Annotated in this window: 27 protein-coding genes; 16 read left to right on the plus strand and 11 right to left on the minus strand. The window is 34.0% G+C overall.

Annotation, left to right across the window (positions count from 1 at the left end):
- Window positions 1–45 precede the first annotated feature (45 nt).
- Window positions 46–633, minus strand: a complete 588-nt coding sequence (locus ACO05K_RS19915) for a hypothetical protein (protein WP_421946149.1) — start codon at window positions 631–633, stop codon at window positions 46–48.
- A gap of 104 nt (window positions 634–737) precedes the next feature.
- Here ACO05K_RS19915 and ACO05K_RS19920 point away from each other — a divergent pair, with 104 nt between their 5' ends.
- Together ACO05K_RS19920 and ACO05K_RS19925 are read left to right on the plus strand one after the other, a co-directional pair.
- Window positions 738–1,391 carry a hypothetical protein gene (locus tag ACO05K_RS19920; RefSeq protein ID WP_421946150.1) on the plus strand — a complete coding sequence of 218 codons (654 nt, stop codon included), beginning with the start codon at window positions 738–740 and terminating at the stop codon, window positions 1,389–1,391.
- 16 nt (window positions 1,392–1,407) lie between these two features.
- A complete protein-coding gene (locus ACO05K_RS19925; RefSeq protein WP_421946151.1) occupies window positions 1,408–1,980 on the plus strand; it encodes a non-canonical purine NTP diphosphatase in 573 nt (190 codons plus the stop codon).
- On the opposite strand, the gene ACO05K_RS19930 is transcribed toward ACO05K_RS19925, so the two are convergent.
- Window positions 1,981–4,236 (minus strand): OstA-like protein, encoded by a 2,256-nt coding sequence (locus tag ACO05K_RS19930; protein ID WP_421946152.1) that lies wholly within the window; start codon window positions 4,234–4,236, stop codon window positions 1,981–1,983.
- A gap of 64 nt (window positions 4,237–4,300) precedes the next feature.
- On the opposite strand from ACO05K_RS19930, the gene tilS reads away from it, so the two are divergent.
- From tilS to ACO05K_RS19960, 6 genes are all read left to right on the plus strand, one after another.
- A complete protein-coding gene (gene tilS, locus ACO05K_RS19935) occupies window positions 4,301–5,632 on the plus strand; it encodes a tRNA lysidine(34) synthetase TilS (protein WP_421946153.1) in 1,332 nt (443 codons plus the stop codon).
- A 1-nt stretch (window position 5,633) separates the two neighbouring features.
- Entirely contained in the window at window positions 5,634–6,122 is a 489-nt protein-coding gene (locus ACO05K_RS19940; protein ID WP_421946154.1) for a hypothetical protein, read from the plus strand.
- Window positions 6,123–6,260: 138 nt separating this feature from the next.
- The gene (locus ACO05K_RS19945; RefSeq protein ID WP_421946155.1) at window positions 6,261–6,725 is read left to right on the plus strand and encodes a hypothetical protein; all 465 of its coding nucleotides are present in this window, start codon (window positions 6,261–6,263) and stop codon (window positions 6,723–6,725) included.
- Between the two features lie 82 nt (window positions 6,726–6,807).
- Complete coding sequence (locus tag ACO05K_RS19950) at window positions 6,808–7,158, plus strand: GxxExxY protein (protein ID WP_421946313.1); 351 nt, start codon at window positions 6,808–6,810, stop codon at window positions 7,156–7,158.
- Between the two features lie 188 nt (window positions 7,159–7,346).
- Window positions 7,347–8,846 carry an NAD(P)H-hydrate dehydratase gene (locus tag ACO05K_RS19955; RefSeq protein WP_421946156.1) on the plus strand — a complete coding sequence of 500 codons (1,500 nt, stop codon included), beginning with the start codon at window positions 7,347–7,349 and terminating at the stop codon, window positions 8,844–8,846.
- A gap of 45 nt (window positions 8,847–8,891) precedes the next feature.
- The gene (locus ACO05K_RS19960; RefSeq protein ID WP_421946157.1) at window positions 8,892–9,596 is read left to right on the plus strand and encodes an AIM24 family protein; all 705 of its coding nucleotides are present in this window, start codon (window positions 8,892–8,894) and stop codon (window positions 9,594–9,596) included.
- 68 nt (window positions 9,597–9,664) lie between these two features.
- Here the strand turns inward: ACO05K_RS19960 and ACO05K_RS19965 are convergent, their stop codons facing one another.
- From ACO05K_RS19965 to ACO05K_RS19980, 4 genes are all read right to left on the minus strand, one after another.
- Complete coding sequence (locus ACO05K_RS19965; RefSeq protein ID WP_421946158.1) at window positions 9,665–10,522, minus strand: anti-sigma factor; 858 nt, start codon at window positions 10,520–10,522, stop codon at window positions 9,665–9,667.
- Window positions 10,523–10,524: 2 nt separating this feature from the next.
- Complete coding sequence (locus ACO05K_RS19970; RefSeq protein ID WP_290241388.1) at window positions 10,525–11,076, minus strand: RNA polymerase sigma factor; 552 nt, start codon at window positions 11,074–11,076, stop codon at window positions 10,525–10,527.
- A 116-nt stretch (window positions 11,077–11,192) separates the two neighbouring features.
- The gene (lipA, locus tag ACO05K_RS19975; RefSeq protein WP_421946159.1) at window positions 11,193–12,086 is read right to left on the minus strand and encodes a lipoyl synthase; all 894 of its coding nucleotides are present in this window, start codon (window positions 12,084–12,086) and stop codon (window positions 11,193–11,195) included.
- Window positions 12,087–12,207: 121 nt separating this feature from the next.
- Window positions 12,208–13,506, minus strand: coding sequence for a hypothetical protein (locus tag ACO05K_RS19980; RefSeq protein WP_421946160.1), 1,299 nt, complete (start codon window positions 13,504–13,506; stop codon window positions 12,208–12,210).
- A gap of 378 nt (window positions 13,507–13,884) precedes the next feature.
- Here ACO05K_RS19980 and ACO05K_RS19985 point away from each other — a divergent pair, with 378 nt between their 5' ends.
- A complete protein-coding gene (locus ACO05K_RS19985) occupies window positions 13,885–15,387 on the plus strand; it encodes a malate:quinone oxidoreductase (protein ID WP_421946161.1) in 1,503 nt (500 codons plus the stop codon).
- A 67-nt stretch (window positions 15,388–15,454) separates the two neighbouring features.
- Here ACO05K_RS19985 and ytxJ read toward each other — a convergent pair whose 3' ends face one another.
- From ytxJ to ACO05K_RS20010, 5 genes are all read right to left on the minus strand, one after another.
- Window positions 15,455–15,787 carry a bacillithiol system redox-active protein YtxJ gene (ytxJ, locus tag ACO05K_RS19990; RefSeq protein ID WP_421946162.1) on the minus strand — a complete coding sequence of 111 codons (333 nt, stop codon included), beginning with the start codon at window positions 15,785–15,787 and terminating at the stop codon, window positions 15,455–15,457.
- An 84-nt stretch (window positions 15,788–15,871) separates the two neighbouring features.
- Window positions 15,872–15,994 (minus strand): hypothetical protein, encoded by a 123-nt coding sequence (locus ACO05K_RS19995; RefSeq protein ID WP_255713363.1) that lies wholly within the window; start codon window positions 15,992–15,994, stop codon window positions 15,872–15,874.
- A 42-nt stretch (window positions 15,995–16,036) separates the two neighbouring features.
- Window positions 16,037–16,528: a 6,7-dimethyl-8-ribityllumazine synthase gene (gene ribH, locus ACO05K_RS20000; RefSeq protein ID WP_421946163.1), complete on the minus strand. Its 492-nt coding sequence runs from the start codon at window positions 16,526–16,528 to the stop codon at window positions 16,037–16,039.
- Window positions 16,529–16,593: 65 nt separating this feature from the next.
- Entirely contained in the window at window positions 16,594–17,268 is a 675-nt protein-coding gene (locus ACO05K_RS20005; RefSeq protein WP_421946164.1) for a LytR/AlgR family response regulator transcription factor, read from the minus strand.
- Between the two features lie 566 nt (window positions 17,269–17,834).
- Window positions 17,835–19,340 carry a sensor histidine kinase gene (locus ACO05K_RS20010; RefSeq protein ID WP_421946165.1) on the minus strand — a complete coding sequence of 502 codons (1,506 nt, stop codon included), beginning with the start codon at window positions 19,338–19,340 and terminating at the stop codon, window positions 17,835–17,837.
- Window positions 19,341–19,476: 136 nt separating this feature from the next.
- Here ACO05K_RS20010 and ACO05K_RS20015 point away from each other — a divergent pair, with 136 nt between their 5' ends.
- The 7 genes from ACO05K_RS20015 to ACO05K_RS20045 all read left to right on the plus strand — a co-directional run bounded on the left by ACO05K_RS20015 (window position 19,477) and on the right by ACO05K_RS20045 (window position 24,401).
- Window positions 19,477–19,845 carry a Spx/MgsR family RNA polymerase-binding regulatory protein gene (locus tag ACO05K_RS20015; protein ID WP_421946166.1) on the plus strand — a complete coding sequence of 123 codons (369 nt, stop codon included), beginning with the start codon at window positions 19,477–19,479 and terminating at the stop codon, window positions 19,843–19,845.
- A gap of 68 nt (window positions 19,846–19,913) precedes the next feature.
- Window positions 19,914–20,663 carry a hypothetical protein gene (locus tag ACO05K_RS20020; RefSeq protein WP_421946167.1) on the plus strand — a complete coding sequence of 250 codons (750 nt, stop codon included), beginning with the start codon at window positions 19,914–19,916 and terminating at the stop codon, window positions 20,661–20,663.
- Window positions 20,664–20,758: 95 nt separating this feature from the next.
- A complete protein-coding gene (locus ACO05K_RS20025; protein WP_421946168.1) occupies window positions 20,759–22,747 on the plus strand; it encodes a M1 family metallopeptidase in 1,989 nt (662 codons plus the stop codon).
- A 117-nt stretch (window positions 22,748–22,864) separates the two neighbouring features.
- Window positions 22,865–23,275: a RidA family protein gene (locus ACO05K_RS20030; RefSeq protein WP_421946169.1), complete on the plus strand. Its 411-nt coding sequence runs from the start codon at window positions 22,865–22,867 to the stop codon at window positions 23,273–23,275.
- A 12-nt stretch (window positions 23,276–23,287) separates the two neighbouring features.
- Window positions 23,288–23,896 (plus strand): class I SAM-dependent methyltransferase, encoded by a 609-nt coding sequence (locus ACO05K_RS20035; protein ID WP_421946170.1) that lies wholly within the window; start codon window positions 23,288–23,290, stop codon window positions 23,894–23,896.
- Window positions 23,897–23,922: 26 nt separating this feature from the next.
- A complete protein-coding gene (locus ACO05K_RS20040; RefSeq protein WP_421946171.1) occupies window positions 23,923–24,141 on the plus strand; it encodes a VF530 family DNA-binding protein in 219 nt (72 codons plus the stop codon).
- Window positions 24,142–24,227: 86 nt separating this feature from the next.
- The gene (locus tag ACO05K_RS20045; RefSeq protein WP_421946172.1) at window positions 24,228–24,401 is read left to right on the plus strand and encodes a hypothetical protein; all 174 of its coding nucleotides are present in this window, start codon (window positions 24,228–24,230) and stop codon (window positions 24,399–24,401) included.
- Window positions 24,402–24,411: the final 10 nt, after the last annotated feature.

Genomic DNA, 24,411 nt, shown 5'->3' on the forward strand with positions numbered 1-24,411 from the left:
TGCAAATTTAATATTAATGGCTTTATTAATTAAACCTACGGCGATTTATAGTTTTGCTAATTTTCGCAGTTCGTTCTCATTAATTTTAACCTGATATTTTTGTTTAAGGTTATTTAGCCAGTTTTCTTCTAGTTTTTGCTGATAATCGGCAACAACTTCACCTCTTACTTCGCTTAATGGTTTATTGTAATTTTGTTTGTGTTTTTGATAATAATCGTTAATCGCCTGTTCATCATCCTGCGCTTTGCTCCAAATTTTCTGCTCAGAAACGTTAAACATAAGCACGCCTTCGCGATATTCGTTTATCAAAAAATCATGCTCTTTGCCTTTGTTACTTACTTTTTTATGTTCAGCTAAAGCGTTTTCGTAGGTTTTAACTTCCTCCTGATAATTATCACTTTTATCAAAACCCATTTCTCTTGCATCAAGCACTTTAAGCTTAAAATTTATGTACAAGTTTAAATAATTAGCAAGATTGTTGTAATCTGTCGAGGCATTCCCATTGTGACTTTTTTTATAAGCCCACATAAATTCCTTGCTGCTTAATGGTTTATTGTTAATTGTAGCAACATTTTGGGCAAATGTAGAGCCGGTAAAAAAACTAAAAACAAATAAGCAATAAGCTTTTCTCACACAGAGGATTCTATAAATTTTAATGGATAAAAGTAACAATTAGCGGAGCTATTATAAGATATTTAACTAATTTTAACAGATATTATTATAGTGCAAAAATACGAATGGAAAACCAGCTTACCAACAATGCCAACGCTTTACGATTATTTTTTACGGATGATGTTTTTCTGGTGGAAGATAATTCTGTTACAATGCAGGCTGATGGTGCTTTAAAGCAGGTTTTAGCTCCTAATGAAGACTTAGTTGTAGAGGTTAAAACAGAATCTAATATAGCTGAAGGCAGCGTTTCTAATGAAGTTATTCAATCTACTCCTTCTAAAAATTATGCTGAAAACGTCGTAAATCCAATCATTCTTGAAGAGCCAATACAACCGAAAAACTTTAAATTTTTAGGTGGAAATAAAAAATCTGTATTAATTCTTGTAAACGATAACATTAACGATGTAAGTACAGAGCAAGGGAGGGAATTGTTGAGGAAAATTGTAAAAGCAATTGATTTAAGCACACCTGATTTTGCCCTTTTAAATTATGCATCTTATCTGGATGTTGATTTTGCTGAACTCAACAACTTTTTTAAACCCCAGTTAATGCTGGCTTTTGGTGTAGAAACAAATCATTTAAATCTGAATTTAATTTGGCAAAATGAAATTATTGTTCACGAAAGCACAACGATGATTTTTGCGCCTAATCTTCATGATTTAGACGCGGATTTAACTGCCAAGAAAAAGCTTTGGGCAAATCTTCAAATTATAAAATAGATTCCTTTTTCTACCGATGAAAAAAATAGTTTTCGCAACAAACAACCAACACAAAACAGAAGAAATTCGTGCGGCTTTAATGGGTCAATATGAAGTTTTAAACCTACAAGATATTGGTTGCGATACTGATATTCCTGAAACGGCAGATACATTTGATGGAAATGCAACTTTAAAAAGCACTTACGTTGTTGAACATTATAACATCGATTGCTTTGCTGATGATAGCGGATTAGAAATTGAAGTCTTAAATAATGAGCCTGGTGTTTATTCTGCAAGATATTCTGGAAGCAGAGACAACTTGGAAAATATTCAATTGGTGTTAGCTAAAATGGAGGGTTTAGAAAACCGAAAGGCAAGGTTTAAAACTGTTATATCTTTAATGCAAAATGGCACAAACCATTTGTTTGAAGGTATAATAAGTGGCACAATAAGAACAGAATTATCAGGTACAAATGGTTTTGGTTACGACCCAATTTTTCAGCCAGATGGCTATAATATAACCTTTGCTGAAATGGATTTATCCGAAAAAAATAAAATCAGCCATCGTGCAATAGCACTTCAAAAAATGTTAACCTTCCTAAAATCTTAATTACTGTTTAGGCACAACTTTAAGCTTATTTAAAATTGAATCCTTTTTGGGTAAAATTGGTTTAATCTCATTTAATAAAGAATCCGTTTTTGCAGTGGTTTTTGGTGCTACAACTTTTGGAACATTTTTGTCATTCGATATTATTGTTGCTTTAGGTATAGCAAGTTTTTTCGTTGCCAGCGGTTTTGCAACAGCAGCTTTAGCCTTTGGTTTGGGTTTCCCCGATGAACCAATTGCCTCTTTTTTAGAACGTGGTCTTTCTTTTGGTTTCCAAGAAAATCCCTTTAAAACATTGTCTTTTGGTACTTTGTTCTCAGGATTCAGTGCCCCTTCAATACTACGGATGTAAGTAATGTCATCAATGTCGTTACCTTTAAAAGTAAACTTTATTCTACTGCTTAAAGTTTGGTTCATTTCTTTGTAAACCTTCGTGCTATCATCCTGGGTGTAGTAAATACTTTCGGCGTTACCATCAACGTAAAGAGTTTTTAGTTTTCCTTCAGAGAAAAAACCAGTCATATATCTGCCTTTAATTTGGTTAAAGCGCAAAGAATCGACAGGAGTATTTACCAAAAATGAATTTCTAAAAGCCTGTAAGTTGTTTAGTTTACTGTTTTTGAATTGAACATAAATTGTATCACCAACCATTTGCGAACCTTCCGACCATATAATTGGGTTTACAAAACAGCGTAAAGTAGAATCGGCACTGGTGTAAAACAAACTATCAGTTTTCGCCTGAATGTTGCTTTTATAAATCCTTACATTGTGATAAGCTTTAATCGTTCTGGTTTGAACAGTATCTGCTGGATTTATGACAGAATCTGGTTTTAAAACTTTGTTAGCTACATTTTTTAGGTTTTTTACCATTACATTTTTACTCGCTAAACTATCGGTAGTTGTTTTAACAGCCTTACTTAAAGCGGCATTTGTTAATGCTTTTTTTACTTGCAAGCTATCTTTCGATTTTATTAAAGGTTTTTTTAAGGTAGAGTCGGGTTTCAGTTTTTCAACAGCATTTTTCAAACTATCTGTCTTAACCAATTTGCTGCCAAGAGAATCTATATTTAATTTCGTACTATCTAAAGTGACTTGTTTTAACAAGTCTGGCTTTGCTTGTACATTCTTATCACTACGTTTATTTTTTGAAGTTTTATCGTTTTTAGCTTCCGGTTTAGCTGCAACTTTTGTTGTTTGAGGAATTTTACTTTCATTTTCAGGTTTTTCAGACGAGTCACTATCTTCATCATCTTCGCCAACCTCGTTATTTGCTTTTACCGAAATCTTCGGAATAAGTTTTAGCGTTTTCTGCAGAACCATTTGTGTTTCCAGCGTATCAGCGCCTAAGCGCAATGTATCAGGTCGCTTTTTATCTTTTACAGTTACTGAATCACCAGAAATAATATCAACATAAGCATTTTTAGTTACCAATGTTCGTTGGTCAATTTTATAGTAATAACCTAAATCGCCAAACATTTTAGTTCCATCCTTTTTATCAGTAAAAACAATGTTTTTTACAGCTTTTCCATAACCGGCTTTTCCGTAATAATATAAACTATCGCCCTTTAAAGATTTTGTGTCTTGCGTGTATAAGTTCTTTTTACCAAAATAAGCATCTTCAGTTAAAGTATTATATGCACCATTTTCTGTGTACAGATTATCATCTTTGCCTCTAATGTTTGTAGGCCCGTAAAAGTAAGTCCATTTGGTATCTACATTATACCGCATCGTATCCGATTTTATGGTACTTTGTGGTGTTACAACCAAAACATTATACCTGAAATATGCATCGCTACTATTATTAAAGTAATAGCCATTTTTGCTGGTTAAGGTTACATCTTGTGTTTCAATTTTGCCGCCACTGGTATATGTGCCAATTTTCGCAACCATATCATAATCCAGAATGTTAGTAGTTAGTGTCGATTTTGGGTCGACCATTTTAACATTTCCGGTTAAATGCGCATGTTTTTTATTACCATCATACTGCAATTCGTCAGAATAAATATCGGTAGTAAGTTGTTGAATGTGAACATTCTTGTACGCTTCGAAATAGTTTCTTTCTGTATAAAACACAGCGCTATCACACGTAAGCGTTGCATTATCTTGCTGAAAAACAGGATTAATAAGATATAGCGCTTTCTTTTTAGTATCGCCGGTAACTCGGGTTGAGTTAATAATTTTTATAATGGAGCCTTTTTTTTGCCCAAATAGCAGCGCCGGACTTATTAAAAAGAATAGAAAGACAAATATTTTTTGCACCCTACAAAGTTAGTTTTTTGTTTCGAACGTTCAGAAACCGATTAAAATTAAATATTTTTGATGAATGTTACCTTTAAAACAATTTCAGGATTTTATTGAACAGCACCAGCTGTTTACAAATGGTAACAAAATTTTGCTTGCCGTAAGTGGAGGCAAAGATTCGGTATTAATGCTTCATTTATTCAAAGCTTTAGGCGTTAATGTTGGTGTAGCGCATTGTAATTTTAATTTACGGGCAGATGAAGCAACCCGCGACGAGCATTTTGTTAAAATGTTATCTGCATCGCTAAATCTTACTTTCCATTTAACGCATTTCGATACAAAAAAATATGCGGGTGAAAATAAAATTTCTACTCAAATGGCAGCGAGAGAACTCCGTTACCAATGGTTTGAAGAAATTAGAGCGCAAAATGGATATGATTACATTGCCCTTGCTCAACATCAAAACGATGCTGTAGAAACCATATTAATTAATTTAGTTAGAGGAACTGGAATTAGTGGTTTGCATGGTATTTTACCTAAGCGGGATAAATTAATTCGTCCGATTTTATTTTTGAGCAAAGTTGAAATTGAAACAATTGTTGATGATAATGATTTAAACTTTGTTGAGGATAGCTCCAACTTAAGTACAAATTATACAAGAAATAAAATTAGATTGGATGTGATTCCGCATCTTCAACAGATTAATCCAAATTTGGAGCATACTTTTGCGCAAAATATAAACCGATTTAGTCAGCTGGAGGAGGTTCTAAATTTACATGTCTTACAGCTTACTAAAGAGATTGTTCAGCAGAGAAAAAACGGCCTATATATCGCCATAAGTGATATTGAAAAACTTAAGCCGATAAATCTTTTATTATTTGAAATACTAAAACCATATGGTTTTAATGAAACTGTTATCTCAGAGTTGATAAATAATCTTCATAAACAAAGTGGTTTAAGATTTTTAAGTACAACACATCAGGCAATAATTGATAGGGATTACGTAATTATTTCGCAATTAATTGAGAATGTAAATCAATATAAAATGATTCATGGCAATGAAGTCGATTTTTATTTTGATACACATCATTTTGGCTTGAATTATACAAATGATGTTGGCTATACTGTAGATAAAGACAAGTTATATGTTGATGCAGATAAATTAGTTTTTCCATTGGTAATTAGAAATTGGCAAAATGGAGACAAATTTATGCCACTAGGTATGCGTAGCTTTAAAAAGTTAAGCGATTTTTTTATTGATGAGAAAATACCTGTTCATTTAAAAAGTGATATTCCAATTTTGATTAATGGAAATGGTGATGTAATTTGGATTGCTGGCTTAAGGCAGGATAACCGCTATAAATTAACTAAGGCAACAAAAAAAGTTGCTATATTCGAAGTCAAAATTAAATAAGTTGGAAAGCAAATACGCGTATATCGAAAAACAATACATTGGCCGTGATTATGTTCGCATTTTCATTAGGTTAATTATGGCTGCATTTTGTTTTGCAGCATACGTTTACGAACGCGATCGGGATAATACACAGGATTTGTTTCTTGTGGTAGGTTTTGGAATTATTGGTGTTTCTATGCTTTTACTTTTCCTGATACAATATAAAATTATTGTAGATAATGGTAGTATGATTTTAGACGGCCTTTGGACTACCAAACGTGTAAAAATCGATTTAAATAGCATTGTGGATGTAAGAAAAGCAACTTATAGTCGTTATTTCTTTAATAATCCTGTATATAACCTGCATACTAAAGGAACTATTCGTTTTTATTCATCGGGTAAAGATGCTGTGGTTTTAACTGATCGTGATGGTTTGGAGTATTTCATTGGTACTCAGCGACCTAACGAACTATTCTTAGTTATCAAAGAGGAGATGAAGAATTTAAGCTAGTTCTTGTTGTAGAAAAAAATCCTCGCTATTACTATAATTTTCTCGTTTTTCCACACTAAATTTTAGAAAACTCCTAAATGGAGCGTTTTATCGTGCGGCATACTTCTTGGATATTGATTTGCATCCAAACAGATTGTAATGAAGAAATTCCTATTTATTTTACTTCTTGTAATAACTAGTAAAGTCACAATGGCTCAAACCTATAAAGCCAATGTATCCCAAGATTCGGTTAAAATACTTAATACCAGAATCGAACTGCTGAAAATAAATATAAAAATCTTAGAACTGAAAGTCAAGGAATCTGAAGAAGAAGAAGCTGTTGAAAAATTGCGTTTAAAGCTTTTGGATGCCAACGGAAAAGCAAAAGCATCAGCAGAAGAATCGAATACTTATTCAAATAAAACGGTTAGTGGTTCAACGATTGATATGAAATCGATGGATAAAATGTCGAAGAAAGTGAAAGGTGATGCTATTGAAGCCCGAAAGGCACTTGAACGGTTTAATAAACAGGTTGCCAGAGTAGAGGATGTCCGCTCACAGATAAAAACTGAAGAAAGAAAATTAGGCTATAGAAAGCCTACAATCGTCTTCAGTTATGAATAATCTAGCACTCGAGAAACAGCCTACCAATACAGATATGATACATAATAGTGCTTTAGTAGTAACCCATTCACACAGCAAATTTATGGTACTAATCAATATTGAAATGAAAATTCATAGGCATCTAGGCAAAAACTTAAATGCAGGGTTATATAAACATGCTTTTGAAGCAGAATTATCTGATAAGGCCATAAGTTTTGTAGCAAACAAACAATATGATGTAAATTATAATGGTGTTATCCTTAATTATAAGTTTCACGTAGATTTTTTGGTCGAGGACGATGTATTGGTTATTGTTAAATCAAGTAGACAAACCTTAGATGCAATCGAAACCAGCGTATATCAGAAATTGGTAACACCAAAACCAAAAACAGTTTTAATAATTAACTTCTATGAAGATTTACTTCAGTTTAAGAAGATTATAATTAACGATTAAATCTATTATAGCTTTATTGTTAGTAGCTTTTTGAAAGATTAATAATATCACTTTTCTAAGTATTCTATAAATTTTTAATATGGGTTTCTGCATTTAAACCTTAAAATTCAACAACTGAATTTCTGTTTGAAATAATATCAAACAAATCTTAATAAATTTTATTATTGCTAAAACCATATATTCGTTTTATGCAAACATTGCTTACCGCTTCACAAATGCATGATGTTGATAAATTTACAATTGTCAACGCTCCAATTGCATCTATAGATTTAATGGAAAATGCAGCGAGAGCATTTACACATTGTTTCTTAAAAGAAGAGTTCGACATTCATAAAAATATAGCTATTTTTTGTGGAAAGGGTAACAATGGTGGAGACGGATTAGCAATTGCTCATGTTCTGCTACTAAATGGCTACGAGAACATAAAGGTTTATATCGTTAATTTCAGTGAAAATGAAAGCACAGATTTTTCAATAAACCTACAGCGTTTTGAAGAATCAAAATGCAAAAAGATTATTCTAAATAAACCTTCCGATTTAAAAAACATATCATCAGATATCGTTATCGATGCAATATTAGGTTCTGGTTTAAACAGACAGTTATCTGGAAATCACCTTGAGCTGGTTTCTAAAATAAATTCTTTAAATAAAAAAATTTATGCTGTAGATACCCCAACAGGTTTTTTTTCTGAAGGAAAACTTCCAAATACTTACAATGGTATTAAAGCTTATAAAACCATTTGCTTTGAACGGCCAAAAATTAATTTCTTTTTCCCTGAAAGTATCTTTGCGACCGAAAAATATGAGGTTGTAAAGATTGGTTTGGATCAGGAGTACATCCAAAAACAAGATTCTGACTTTTATTTAGTTGAGTTTGAAGATATTCAAAAGATAATCAAACCCCGCCAGCTTTTTAGCCATAAAGGAACCTACGGCCATGCATTAATTATTGCAGGAAACAACAATACAATGGGTGCAGCATTATTGGCGAGTAAGGCTTGCTTACATGGTGGCGCAGGACTAACAACTGCTTGTATTCCGAATTCAGGCTTAATAGCGTTGAATACTGCATTGCCAGAAGTTATGGCTTTAGAGCGTGATGAGGTTACCTCAGCTGAGAGTATTTCAAGTTATAATGCAATCGCAATTGGCCCGGGTTTAGGCATTTCTGATGAAAATGAAGGATTATTAGAAAAGCTGATTTCACTTAATAAAGCGCTTATTGTTGATGCTGATGCGTTAAACATTCTTGCTAAAAGAAAAGATTTGCTGTCAAAGATTCCTGCAGATTCTATTTTAACGCCACATATAAAAGAATTTGACAGGATTTTTGGAAAACATGAAAGTTGGTGGGATAGAGTTGAAACAGCAAAAGCACAGGCGCAAAAATTAAAAGTCGTTATAGTTCTGAAAAATCAATTTACATTTATTTGCGCCCCTAATGGTAAAGTTTATATTAATCCAACAGGTAATCCTGCCATGGCTCAAGGCGGCATGGGTGATGTTTTAACAGGGATTATTTCAGCTTTTGTTGCTCAAAAATATTCTCCTATTGATTCAGCAATTCTCTCTTGCTACTTGCATGGCAAGGCTGGAGATATTCTGTCAGAAGAAAGGGCGGTTGTAACTGCATCACAAGTAGCAAATAGAATATCAATCGAATTAAAAACTGCAAGTTTAATTGATTAAAGTGCTTCTTATAACTAAGAAATATAATATTACTACATCTAAATTATGGAAACAAAGAAAGAGTACACATTAACCGAGCTAATTCAAGAATCGGCAGAGAACCCAAATGAAAATGATTTTTTTGAATTAGAAAAGCCAGCAATGCTTGAAGTAAACTTGAAGAATCAGAAAATTTTAGCTAAGGCTGGCTCAATGGTTGGTTATGTTGGTAATATTGATTTTAAGCGTGAAGGCTTATTAAGTAAAGGTTTGGGTGGCTTATTAAAAAAGGCAATATCTGGAGAAGGAACTTCTTTAATGCATGCAGCAGGAACAGGTAAATTGTATTTAGCTGATGAGGGGAAAAAGGTTAAAATTATAAAGCTTCAAAACGAATCAGTATTTGTAAATGGGAATGATGTTTTGGCTTTAGAAGAAAATATAAAGAACGAAATTAAAATGCTAAAAAGCATCGCCGGTATGATGAGTGGTGGGTTATTTCAGGTTAAGCTATCAGGGAGTGGATATATTGCCATAACTACACATGGTGAACCAATTTTATTGAGAGTAAGTGCCAATCAACCTGTTTATACTGACCCAAATGCTACTGTGGCTTGGTCAGAAAATTTATCGCCAAATATAAAAACCAATCTAACTTTTGGCTCTTTTATTGGAAGGGGAAGCGGCGAATCTTTTCAATTAGAATTTTTTGGAGAAGGTTGGGTTTTGATTCAGCCTTATGAAGAAGTTAAATACGCACAGAAATCTTAACTCATCTTAAGCAAAAACGGCTTAGCATTACAAAATGCTAAGCCGTTTTAATATTATTTGAAACTATTTTAAACACCACCCATTACCGTTAGTTTCTCCATTGTTGGATTTACACTACCACCCATTGGTTCTAACGTTACCGCAAATGCCTGAGCTTCTTGTATCGTTTGCATTTTGATAATAGCCTCGTTCGAGGTAGAATCTGATTTACCAAATAAACCTAAACTTACAGGTTTGCCATTTACTAATGCCCAAAGCTGATATTCGTGTTCTGCATCGGCCTTTGGTAAATCCATTGCTAAATAATTAATCAGTACACTTTTATCTTTTTTATTCCAATAAACATTCATCTTAGATTTAGGACTAATTGCCTGTCCTTGCATCCTGATGGTTGCCCATTCTTTACTTTCAGCCATTTCGGCGATATTGTTTAGACCTTTATTATCGTATTCTAACTGGCTTACAACGCCCGCAAATTTTTGCTTATCTAAATTTAAGCTGGCAATTTGATTGTGAGCATCGTTTAGTTTATTGTATGTTATAAAAAGCGCACCAACACTTAATACTAGTAAAGCGACACAAGCAACTAAAGCATAACGCAATGTTCTAACTTTACCGTCGCTTCCATCTAACTGGATAATTTTGGGATCACTAACATACTCCTCTTGATTAACAATAACTTCTTCTTCATCTAAAAGATTTAGTCCAAGTTTATCAAATAGTTTTTGCTCTATATCTTTAGGAGGTTCAATAGCATTACTTATAGCATATTGCTCCATAGCCTCTTCTATAGAAGCTATCTCATCCCTTACTTCTTTATGTTGGGATGCCATTTCTTCGACCTGCAACATTTCCTCAGGCGATAAATCCCCTAAAACGTACAGTTCAAGTACTCCAGATTCTATATATGCTTTTAAATTTTCCACGCTCAATTAAAACTCCTTCTCAATTCTATAATAGCCAAACGGATTCTGGTCTTAACAGTCCCTAATGGCAAATCTAACTTTTCTGCGGCCTCCACATGTGTGAAACCCTTGTAATAAACTAAATTAAGAACAACCTGTAAGTCTGGTTTTAAATTGTCTACAAGTTGTTTAACACCAAGTACATCTGGGTTAAAAGTTACCTTGTTTTGTTCATCAACGAAACTTACGTTATTTTCTATATCTTGGTTTTTTTGAGAATTTTTAAAATCTTTAGAACGAAGTTTATCGATAGAAAGGTTTCTAGCGATGTTCATCATCCAGGTAAATAAACGGCCTTTTGTATTGTCGTAGTGTGATGCAGATTGCCAAATTTTTACAAAAGTTTCTTGCAAAACATCTTCAGCCAGCTCTGTGTGTGTAATAATGCGTGAAATTACGCCATATAGAGCAGATGAATACATGCTGTATATTGTTTTTAACACTGCTGGATCTTTCGATTGCAATGCCAAAACTAATTCAGGCTCGGTTAGGGTAATTTTCTTTAATGCACTCACTTATGGTTACGAATATACAACTCATAACACCAAATCCAAAGAAATGTTTTGGAAGTTGATTCCTTATCGGAGTGCGATTTATTAAAAAAACTAAAACCTAATCTATTTTATAAAATTTAAGCGATTCCCTCAATTGGAAATAGGTGTTTTTCAGCATGATAAGATGAACGAACAAGCGGCCCACTTTCTACATACTTTAAACCTTTTGATAAGCCAGCTTCTTTGTACATTGCAAAAGTATCGGGATGAATCCAATCAACCACAGGGTGGTGATTGCGTGTAGGTTGTAAATACTGACCTAATGTTAAAATGTGTACGCCATTAGCAACTAAATCGTCCATTGCTTCAAAAACATCTTCTTCAGTTTCTCCAAGACCGAGCATAATACCAGTTTTTGTACGTAAACCAAATTCAGATATTCTTTTAAGTGCCTCTAAACTTCTATCATATTTAGCTTGAATACGTACTTGTCTGGTTAAGCGTTTGACCGTTTCCATATTATGAGAAACAACTTCCGGACGCTCTTCTAAAACCCGATATAAATTATCCCACTGACCTTTAAAATCTGGAATTAATGTTTCTAAAGTTGTAATCGGGCTTTCTCTGCGAATGGCTTGTAAAGTTTCTGCCCAGATAATAGAGCCGCCATCTTTCAAATCATCGCGATCTACAGAAGTAATAACGCAGTGTTTAACGCCCATTAATCTTACCGAATCGGCAATGCGATTTGGCTCATCAACATCAACTGCTAATGGTCTGCCCGTTGCAACCGCACAAAATGAGCAACTACGGGTACAGATATTACCTAAAATCATGAAAGTTGCCGTACCTGCACCCCAACACTCGCCCATGTTTGGGCAGTTTCCGCTTTCGCAGATGGTGTGAAGTTTATGTGTATCAACTAAGCTACGTACTTGAGCATACTCCTTACCAACAGGTAATTTAACACGTAACCAATCTGGTTTGCGTTTAACTTCAGTTACAGCAGGTACTACCGGTAAATCAATCATAAGGCAAAGTTAAGGATTAGGATTGAAATGTGGCAATACTGAAATGTTGTAATGTTGTAATGTTTGGTGTGATTAATAATCGAAGCGGATATTGCGAACAGAAATTATTAACCAAAGTACTTTACCATAGGCCTTTTGCTTTATCTAATAATTCACTTCCTTTTTTAGTGATTTCCTTTTTGCCGTTTTCTATTGTAGATGGCTGTGTATATTGATTTACTGCGTTAGACATTGCTTTAAATTTATTCACAGAATCGAATATTTCTTTTGTGTGTGGAACATTATTTTCTTTTAGTACACGCTCCCAATCAATTTTTGATAGGGTAGAAATCATATATTTCGATATTACTTTTGCCATAAATGCTTTATCATATATTCCATTTAGTGCCGCTTTTGAATCCCTTTCCTTTAAATAGCCAATCGTTTTTTCAATTGCTTTTCTTTCATCATCAGCGAATAATGGACTGTTTTTTAGTTTTTCTAAAGCAATTATTGCTTTTTCTGGGTTCTCTCTTTTTAAATTCAAATAAGCATCAATTGTCCAAACCAATTCATTCTCAAGGCCGAGCTTATTCATGTCTTTTAGAAACAGATCAAAATCCTCTAGCGACCTTTCTTCGTCAATTTTTCGCTCCATGCGCATTCTGTCAAGTCCTCTAAAAAGATAATTTAAGCTATGAAATGCAGTGTGAGTTTGTTCATCGCTTAAATTGCGCCAGCCAAAAAATGCTTTTGTGTAGGGTAGAGGTATGGTTTTATTATTATCTAACCATTTTATGTTATTAGATAATTCATTTTCTGATAGATAGAATAAGTTATTTCCAAAAAATAAAAAACCACGAACAAATTGTAATAGTGTTTTTACCTCAGAATCCTCCAAGAGCTCGGGTTTTGTTTTAGAACATTCGTACAGTGCGAATGGTTGGCCTAAATCTCTTGTTGCTAAAACAAGCATACTCAAAATTGCATGTTCAATGTTTTGATAGTAAACCTTATCAGCAGCACTTACATAATTTTGAACCGATTTTCCATCGCCGTAAATCGTATTAAAGCCATCTACTAAAGTTGGGAAAATATCTTCATCGGTGGTTTTTACGAAATCTTTAACAGCCCGATAATCCTTATAAAGTTTAAGTGCATCAACAACAGAAATTGGCGTTTTACTGTTGGTATCTAACTTATGTAATGTATTTAGAATGCTGTTGGCTTGTTTCGAAAAGCGTTTATATTCAATTGCGTTTGTGTCTTTTACAGCACTAGAACGAATTGCGATTTTAGCAAACTTGTAGAAAACAATTTTATCATAATTAATATTTTCTTCGAGTTTTTGTTTGTCTAGTTCAAGCAAAGCTTCATCTGTTTTCTCTTTTGAACAGCCAGCAAGAAAAACAATACAAATCAATAAAATCAAGTTTTTCATTTTAAATAGAATTTAATGAAGCCTGTACTTCAATTATTAAAAATATACTTTTTAAACAGTTTGATTTTAAAAGATGATTATTCGTATGTAATATTTAAAATTTTGTTGAAATGTATTTATTATTCGTTTCGTTAAGTGGTTGTTGATTTATTGAATTATCAAAACTTATATTTTCTTGTTAAATGGAGCATTTCTAATAAAATCTTAATGAAGATTTGATAATTTAACGACGAAATTTGACGCTTTTGATTGAATTTTGCTAATTAATTTTACTCGAATCAAATAAAGACACATTTTTTAGCAATTTTTCAGTTTTCATATGCGAAAATTCGTTTCATGTTTAAAATGATTTTAAATTTGTAACTCCTTTGATATAAGATGACAAAAAAGAAAAAGACAGTTGGTAAAACTGACGCAGATGTAATTCTAATTGGCGCAGGAATAATGAGCGCAACATTAGGAGTTTTATTAAAAGAATTAGAACCAAACCTAAGTATAGAAATTTACGAACGCCTTGACATTGCTGCAGCAGAAAGTTCTGACGCCTGGAATAATGCAGGTACTGGACACTCTGCTTTTTGTGAATTAAATTACACTCCAGAAAAAAAAGATGGAACTGTAGAAACAAAAAAAGCTGTTCAAATTGCTGAGCATTTCGAAGTTTCAAAGCAGTTTTGGGCTTATTTAATTGAAAAAGGTCTGATATCAAATCCAGAAAACTTTATTAAGAAAATCCCTCACATTAGTTTTGTTTGGGGTAAAAAGAATTCTGAATATTTAAAGAAACGCTTCGATGCATTAACTAAATACAACTTGTTTAGCGAAATGCAATACACCGAAGATGCTGAGCAAATTAAAACCTGGGCACCATTAGTTATTGATGGACGTAAAAAAGGAGATAAGGTTGCTGCAACAAAAATGGATTTAGGAACCGATGTTAATTTTGGCTCTTTAACCCGTGATATGTTTTCATATCTTAAAAATCAAAGCAATGTAAGTCTAAACTTCAATCATGAAATTCGTGATTTGAAGAAAAATAAAGACGGCAACTGGATTATAAAAGTTAAAGATTTAGAAACCGGAGATAAACGCAAACGTGTTGCCAAGTTTGTATTTATTGGTGCTGGTGGTGGTTCACTTCCTTTGCTAGAAAAATCTGATATTCCTGAAGGAAAAGGATTTGGTGGTTTCCCGGTTAGCGGGCAATGGCTGAAATGTACTAATGAAGAAATTATTGCTAAACACCATGCAAAGGTTTATGGTAAAGCTTCGGTTGGTGCGCCACCTATGTCTGTACCACATTTAGATACCAGAATGATAAATGGTAAGCAAGCATTATTGTTTGGACCATACGCTGGTTTTTCTACCAAGTTTTTAAAGAACGGTTCTTTTCTTGATTTACCAAAATCAATAAAGTTTAACAATATCCGCCCGATGATTTCGGCAGGTTTGCATAATCTTGATTTGACTAAATATTTGATTGAGCAAGTAAGACAATCGCCAGAAGATAGATTAAACGCCTTGAAAGAATATTTACCAAATGCCGAATTGAAAGATTGGGAATTGGAATACGCTGGTCAGCGAGTTCAGGTAATTAAAAAGGACGAGAAAAAAGGAGGCGTGTTAGAATTTGGAACTGAGGTAGTGAGTGCTGCAGATGGCTCTATAGCCGCATTGCTTGGTGCATCTCCTGGTGCTTCAACAGCTGTATCAATTATGTTCGATTTGTTAGGGCGTTGCTTTAAAGATGATTTACAAACACCAGAATGGCAAGCAAAGATTAAAGAAATTATTCCTACTTACGGAAAATCATTAGCCGATGATGCTGAGCTTTGTAAAGAAACAAGAACCAGAACATCTAAAATATTGAAAATAGATTAATAGAAGAAGCCACAGATTTACAGATTAGTATTGAAAAGAATCTGTAAATCTGTGGCTTTAAATATTTTTAAGCTGCAATAACTTCTGCTACTTCATCGGCAGAAATATCACTATGTGAAGCTTCTAAAACGCAATCGCCATTTTTGATTAATAAAATTTGTGGAGATTGATGTGCTACCTGAAAGACCTCAGCAATTTTATTCGAAATTTCTCTGTAAGCAATTAAGTCTAAAAAGTACAATTTCGTATCAGCAGGAATAACATCCCAATCAAATTCGAAATTCTTTTTTGCCATCATACTGATAGAGCAACGTGTACTATGTTTAAATATAAGACTAAAACCTTCTGCACTTTTAATCTCATCAAGTTGTTCTATTGATGTTAAATTAACCCAAGCCATAATTATTGTATTTAATATAGATAACATTCGCGGAACACTAATGTTCTGCAAATGATCCAAAAATGAAATCAGTATAAGTTCTTATTAATTTCTTCTACGTTTGCCTTCAGGATAAGAGCTATATGCCGGACAAAGTTTTGATGAACAAGACTCTAAGATGGTAATGGTGCAAAACACCGCCAATAAAAGGATGGCAATTTTTTTCATTTCTAATTATTAAGCTTTAAATATCTAAGTTACATATATTTATTAAATGTTGGCAGAAAAATCAGCCATTTTAATTGCTGTTATTGCTGCCTCATCGCCTTTATTGCCATGCTTGCCACCGGCACGGTCTTGAGCTTGTTGTAAATCGTTGGTTGTTAGTACGCCAAAAATAACTGGTTTGCTATATTTAATGCCGACGTTGGTTATGCCATGAGCAACTGCATCGCAAATAAAATCGAAATGTTTAGTGTCGCCTTGAATTACACAACCTAAGCAAATTACCGCATCTAAATCAGCTCTTTTGCTCAATAAAATTTCTGCAGCTCCGGTTAATTCAAAACTTCCGGGAACAGGTAAAGAAACAATATTTTCTTCCTTAACACCATTTTCTAAAAGTGTTTTTAAAGCACCATTGTATAAAGCGCCCGTAATTTCTGCATTCCATTCGGCTACAACAATGCCGAATTTATAGTTTGCTCCACTTGGAACTGTTGTATGAGAAAAATCTGAAAGATTTTTTAATTGACTTGACATGCTGCAAAGATACTGCTAAGCTTGGAATGTTGAAAGTGCTGAATGTTTAAATGTTGTAAGTTTATTTACACCAACTGAATATTACCATAAGTTGCACCAATCGGAATTATTTTATCATCAATCCAAATTTGGTTTCTATCGAATTTCGAAACTTTATCTTTTGAAATAATAAAAGCCCGATGGCAGCGGATAAAGTTGTTTTTCGGTAATAAATCTGCCAAATCGTTAATGGTAATTCTCGAGCTGATGAGTTTATCCTTCAACTGAATTTGCGTGTAATTCCCCGAAGCTTCTACGTAAAGAATATCGCTTAAATCTACTTTAACCTGCTCATAACCATCTTTAACAAAAATGTAATCAGATTTTGCTTCAACCTTATTGTTGCGTAGGTTATATAGTTCGTGGCTTTTGTTGCAGGCTTTTAAAAATCTTGAAAGTGAGAAAGGCTTTAACAAATAATCTACTGCATCAAGTTCAAAACTCTGTACGGCATGTTCTGTATAAGCGGTTGTAAAGATAACCATCGGCGGGTTACTCAAACTTTTCAAAAAATCAATTCCACTAATATCAGGCATTTTAATATCCAGAAATATTAAATCTACCTTGTTGTTTTGCAAGTAAGTAATTGCTTCAAAAGCGTTTGTGAATGTTGCGCTAAGCTCAATAAACGGCACTTTCGATGCATGAGATCTAATTATCTCAAGCGCTATCGGTTCATCATCTATTGCAATGGCAATCATTTTTAAAGATACTATTAGATTTAAATTTTAAAAATTTTCTACCTGCTAAATTATTTTAGGTAGCGGTAAGTTTGTAATTGTTGGCTAGCTCAGTCCCGCCAATACTGCAATCTTTTGGCAAAGCTTACAAAGTTTTTGCTTGAAGCACCGTAACTGACTTCTTAAGTTTGGTAAGCCAAAAGTATTTCCGTTTATGTCGGGGCTATTTAACAAAGTTATTAGTGCTTTGGTTATTGCAGCACCCGGCTTGGTTTATTAATCTGTGCTTTTAATCTTTTCGACAAAAAAAGAGTCTTCGACAAGCTCAGACTGACAACGGCGTTTCAACTTTAAACTTCCGCTATTTCGATTTTGGGCTTCCGTCATTTCGAACATAGTGGAGAACCACGAAGTGCTCAGCGAAGCTAAATCTTTTGACCTTTAGGCCAAGCAACCATTAATAGTTTTACCAGCCTGCATAAATTAAACCCGACAGCAGCGAGCACGAGTGTAACGAAGTAAAGCGAATGGCGGGGCTTTCGTCCGCCACCAGCATTTACTTTCATTTTCAAAAAAATGGAATAATCTTAATCCAATTGCAAGGTCAAATGCACAAAGAACTCTTTTGCGCTTTCGCGTATAATTAACTCGTGCTTGCCATAATACAGCAGTGATAATCTTTGTTTAACATTCTCCAACCCAATGCCGCTTTTTAGTTTCTCAGGGTCGTTATCTGCTTTTAAATGGATGCTATTGTGCACATCGAAATAAAGCGTTTTCTCTTTGGTTTGAAGTGTAATTTTAATGTGCGACGGTTGCTGCAAACTTATACCATGTTTAAAGGCGTTCTCTATAAAGGGAATCAAAAGCATCGGTGTAATCTGCAGATTGTTCAACTGCTCATCGATTTGGGTTTCAATTCTAATATCAGCAGAGCGAGATGTACGAAGTTTTTGCAAATCGATGTAGTTGTTAAGGTATTCTACTTCCCGGGTTAACGAAATCTTATCCTGCATATTTTCATGTAGCATAAACCGCATCATGTCGCCAAGTTTTTGAATGCCTTCACCAGTTCTTTCTGCGTTTTCTTGCAAAGCCGTTCCGAATAAAGTGTTTAAAGCATTAAACAAAAAGTGTGGGTTAATTTGCGATTGCAGAAAGCTTAAAGATGCATCAGATTTACCCAATTCAGTTTTTAAAGTTCTGATTTCAGTTTTATTGGCCAACCTCTTTTTATAAATAAACCAGGATAATGGTGCGCTGATAATTAGTTGAGTTGGCAGGTGAAATGCAAATACGATGAAAAACATTTCTAACCTCCAAATAAACAAAGTAGAAATTAAACCTAATGGTACAGTTAACAAAATTGAGATGAAGAACACTTGCCAGAAGTAAACTTTAAAAGGTTTTCCATTAGCAATGTTTTGAGGCAGAAGTGTATAAACCGAATAAATTACTATGCCAATTGCAGAGAAGATTACCAATGTCCAGCATACACTTATTTCTATCGCCGAACTGCTCGAAATCCATAATAACAAACCTACAAACCAGAATGCTAAACCGAAACCGATATCAACTTTCATTTGAACGGTTTCATCGGCATGTTTATCCTTAGTTTCTGATAAGTAGCCTAAAAATGCTTTAATTAACGAATAGGCAACCATAATGACAATAGACCACATGCTGTAAACGTAACCTTTGAAGAAAACACGATTATAAGCATGTTGCAAATCTTCGTAATCAAATAAAGTATAAGCTTCTGAATAGGTTTTGCATATACTAAATATTAACCCACCGATAAGAAATAAACCAGCAAGCAAAAAACTGTTGGATACTACGTTTTGCCTTTTAATAAATGCAGGCATAATGCAAAAATTGATTGCCAAAAAACTCAAATAAAGAATTGAGAATCGAAAAAGTTCTGGAACTAAATAATTTGAGAAGTACGAGTAGGTTATGTTTTCGCTTTTAAAGTAATAGTAATTTTCGTTTCTTATTCTGGCATCTGCGCCAGAAATTAGGAGAATAACAGTTAAAACATATAATGCTGTAGAAACCCAGAACTCAACTTTGCGTAAATCTTTAAAATCCATCTTGTTTATTTTGATGCTGCAATTTTACTAAGGCGCAGGCAATGTATTTTTAAAATGTGATGAATTGGTGAAAAAATGTGATGAATTAGCACGATTTCCAAGAGCTAAGGATTTCCCATTCAATTATTATATTTGAATGGAAAATTTAAAACTCAAAATGATAGTTTACGGCATACCTAATTGCAATACAGTTAAGAAATCTTTAGATTGGTTAAAGGCAAATAAAATAGATTACGAATTTCATGATTTCAAGAAGAAGGGCATTTCGAAAGAGAAGCTAAATTCGTGGTGTAACATTTTTGGGTGGGAAACAGTTTTAAACAGAAAAGGCTTAACCTGGAAAAAACTATCAAAAGAAGAGCAGCAAGCTATTGATAATCAAGCTAAATCTATAGATTATTTGGTTGAAAACACGAGTGCTATTAAACGCCCAATAATAGAAAAAGATGGCAAAGCCATTCTAATTTCATTTGATGAAAACCGATACGCCGAAACACTTAGTTAAATTGATTGTTTTAATGTTAAAGTTTGTTAAATAGGATTTTAACATTTAAAACTAATATATTTTTGGATATGTATAAGCTGATCATTTTATTCTTTCTTGCCCTTCCGTTTGCCGCAATAAGCCAAACCGTTACAACCGGAACCATTTACGATTATTCCCAAAAATCATCAACCATTCCGGGTGTTACTGTAAGAAATTTAAGTACAAAAAAAGTGGTTAGTGCTAATGCTGCCGGAAAGTATACAGTGGCTGCAAAAGTTGGCGATTTGCTTGAGTTTTCTTTCGTTGGTTACACAACAGATACGCTTTACCTTACTAATTTGCTTCCAAAAACTATTTATATGGTTGTCCGTTCAAATAATTTGAATGATGTAAATATTAATGGTGTAAAAATTAATAAAGAAGTTTTGGCAAAAGACCCTTTAGCCGAAAAATATACCTTAATGGGAACAGGTGGTAATTTGAACAGAAAAAGAATGACAGATAAGGTTGGTGGTTTAAGCCTGAATCTGGGGCATGGTAAATATAAACGCCAGCAAAGGAAAGAAGCCGAGCTAGAACAGCGAGACGCCTATATGGCAGAAATTGATCAGAATTTTAGTGAAAAAAATGTAAAAGAGCTTACGAAATTAGATGGTGAAGATTTAAAAAACTTTATGATAATTTATCGCCCATCAGTTTTAAAGATTCAAGAAGAAAGACCATTTAGATATTCATATTACATCGGGCAGGCTTATCAGGCCTGGTTGAAACTTTCGCCAAGAGAAAGAAAACTGCAAGATTTACCCAGCTTGAAAAAGGGCGATAATCAAATGTAATTCTATTTTTATAATCTGTTGTAAAGTAACATTATAGGCACAAAAAAGCATAATAAAGCTGATTGTTTATATTTGCCGCCTATAAAAATTTCAACATGACTAAAAAAATAAATAAACTTATAACATTAAGCTTATCATGTTGTGCATTCGCTTTTTCTGCATTTGCTCAGCAAACTCCAAAAACCACTGCTCCAGCAACAAATTATAGCCCTTCGGAAGCATTTGGCCCACTTTTTTACACACAAAATGGTAACGAATTTCGTTCGGCAATAGGCGCACCTGGTGCAAAATACTGGCAAAACAGGGTTGATTATAACATCAGCGCAAATCTTGATGAAGCAACCAGCACTGTAACTGGAAGCATTACAATTACCTATAAAAACAATAGCCCCGATAAATTACCTTATTTATGGTTGCAGTTAGATCAAAATACTTTTAAAGAAACTTCTCGTGGTTATGCAGTAACGCCTGCAAAAAGTCGTTATGGTGCACAAAGTGAAAAATTTGATGGCGGTTATAAAATCAACAACATTAGCGTTTCGCAAAAAGCTGCTGCGGTAAAATTCACCTCTTTGGTTGAAGATACGCGTATGCAGATTCGTTTAGAGCAACCCATGGCTGCAAATGGCGATGTTGTAATCGTTAAAATGGATTATTCCTACGTTGTACCAAAAGAAGGCTCGGATAGAACCGGACATTTGACTACTCAAAACGGTGAAATATTCGCAATTGCTCAATGGTTCCCTAGAATGTGTGTTTATGATGATGTAATTGGTTGGAACACCTTACCTTACTGGGGGGGTGGCGAGTTTTATTGTGAGTATGGTGATATCACTTTTGCAATAACTGCACCTGCGAGCCATATAGTAATGGGTTCAGGTGAGCTTTTAAATCCACAGGAAGTTTTTACTGCAGAACAATTAAAAAGATGGAATGCTGCGAAACTAAGCGATAAAACAGTTCATATTCGTTCTGCTGAAGAAGTAACCGATCCAAAATCTCGCCCTGCAAAAGATAAATTAACCTGGAAGTTTAAAATTTTAAATGCCAGAGATGCAGCATGGGCTTCATCAAAAGCATTTGTACTTGATGCCGCTAGAATTAATTTCCCAAGCGGAAGAAAAGGATTAGCAGTTTCTGCACAACCTGTAGAAAGTAATGGAGCAGATGGTTATGGTAGAGGTGTTGAATATGTAAAATCGAGCATTGAGCATTATTCTATAAAATGGTTCGAATATCCATATCCAATGGCTGTTAATGTTGCAACCAATATTGGTGGTATGGAATATCCGGGTATTGTTTTCTGCGGATGGAAAGCTAAAAATGGTTCAGCTTGGGGCGTTATTGATCATGAGTTTGGCCACAGCTGGTTCCCGATGATTGTTGGTTCTAATGAACGTAAATTTGGTTGGATGGATGAAGGTTTTAATACTTTTATCAACGGAATTTCATCACAAAACTTTAATAACGGTGAGTATAAGCAACGTACAGCCGATATGAATTCTATTGGTAAACGTGCTATCGGTAATCCGGTTATGGAAAATATAATGTTAATGCCCGATGGAATGGCAGAACGTAATATCGGTATAAACCTTTACAGCAAACCAGGTTGGGGCTTAAATATTCTAAGAGACCAGATTTTGGGCGAAGATCGCTTCGATTACGCTTTCCGTCAGTACATTAAAAACTGGGCGTTTAAACACCCAACTCCTTTTGATTTCTTCCGTTCGATGGAAAATGGAGCAGGCGAAGACTTGGCTTGGTTCTGGAGAGGTTGGTTCTTAAATAACTGGAAAATGGATCAGGCAATAAGCGATGTTCAGGCAGTAAAAACGGATGGTAAAATTACAGGTTACACTATTAAAGTTGATAACCTTGAAAAAATGCCGATGCCTATCATTCTTCAAATAAAAACCAAAAGCGGTAAAACAGATATTGTAAAAGTTCCTGTTGATGTATGGATGAAAAATACAACCTGGTTGGTTCGTTATCCTACAAGCGAAGAGGTTGTTTCGGTTTTATTAGATCCGAACAAGGTTCTGCCAGATTCTAATGCAGAAAACAATAGCTGGAACGCAAATTAATTTCATTAATAATAATATCAAAGCCCTTATTCGAAAGTTTAAGGGCTTTTTTATTGCAAAACCGAAACAGATTCTTTGTTGATAATTTATAGTTTAGTGGCGTAAAATTTTAGATAAATGAAAGATAATCCACTAGAAATTACCAATCCTGAAGGTATATACGATCCAAGAGCGCATGGCTATTCTCATATTGCAGCTGTTTCTGCAAAAGATTTATTGGTTTTTGTAGCTGGTCAAGGTGGAAGTAGAACCGATGGAGTTTTAAGTAGTGATTTTAGAACGCAAGTCCAAATTGTATTTGAAAACTTAGCAATAGCTTTAGCTAGTAAGGGTTTGAAAATGCAAAATATAGCCAAGCTAACTACTTTGGTTGTTGATTATGATGAAGTGAAGCATCATATTTTAATTGAGGAATCAACTAAAATTTGGCCAGATTTGAAATTCCCCGTTAATACATTAATACCTGTAAATAGATTAGCTTTAGATGGAATGCTGATTGAAATTGATGCAACAGCGATAAGTTTTTAATATTAATTAGCTATGGAAAAGGAGCAAAAAGATGTTTACAAAGTTTATGATAAGATAGCTAGCTGGTTTGCCGAAAACAACCGAACAGATGTGATTGAGAAAAGGCATCTTGATGCAATGATTTCTAACATTAAAGCCAATGCCGAAATTTTAGATGTTGGTTGTGGAAACGGTAAACCAATTTTTGGGTACCTACAGGAAAAAGGTTTTAATGTTACAGGAGTTGATGCTAGTTTGGAAATGCTTAAAATCGCCAAAGATAATTTTCCTTCTGGCAATTTTATTCGGGAAGATATGCGCAAACTATCTTTAAATAAAAAGTTTGATGCAATTATTGCATGGCATAGCTTTTTTCATTTGCCACAAAGTGATCAGCCTGATATGTTCAGGATTTTTGCTTCGCACCTGGTTGCTGGCGGCATTTTAATATTTACCTCTGGAACAGAAAGCGGAGAAGCATGGGGAGAAAACGGCGGCGAAAATATGTTTCATGCTTCGCTGGATACAGCAACTTACAAATCGCTTTTATTACAACATGGCTTTGGAGTAATTAACCATACCATTAATGATTTAGATTGTGGCGGTGCTACAGTTTGGATGGCACAATATAATCCTCAATAATTTAATAATTGAATTAACTTTGTGCCATGACAGAGCAGAAAAACAATCCTTTACATGGTTTAACTTTAGAAAAAATTGTAACGGATTTACAAATGCATTATGGATGGGAGCGATTAGGTTCAATTATAAAAATAGATTGTTTTAACAGCAATCCATCTATAAAATCAAGTTTAAAATTTCTGCGACGAATGCCTTGGGCTCGCAAGAAGGTAGAAGATTTATATTTGGATACTTTTCACAAATAAAGGTTGCAAGTTCATCATTTCTTCATATTCTTAACGGAGATTTATTAAACAATTAACAAGGTTTATTAATCACTAATAAAAAGAAAATGAAAGCAATTAAAATTTTAATGATCGCCCTAATAGCAGCTTTTACTGTTAATACTGTAAGTGCACAAACTAATGTGCCTGCAAAAGCTAAAACTGAAAAAGCTCAGGTAAAAAAATCACATAAAAAACATCACCATAAACAAAAATCAAAAGTAGCAGCGCCTAAAATGTAAGTTATGTGTT

Source organism: Pedobacter sp., from assembly GCF_965227205.1.
Taxonomy (GTDB): domain Bacteria; phylum Bacteroidota; class Bacteroidia; order Sphingobacteriales; family Sphingobacteriaceae; genus Pedobacter.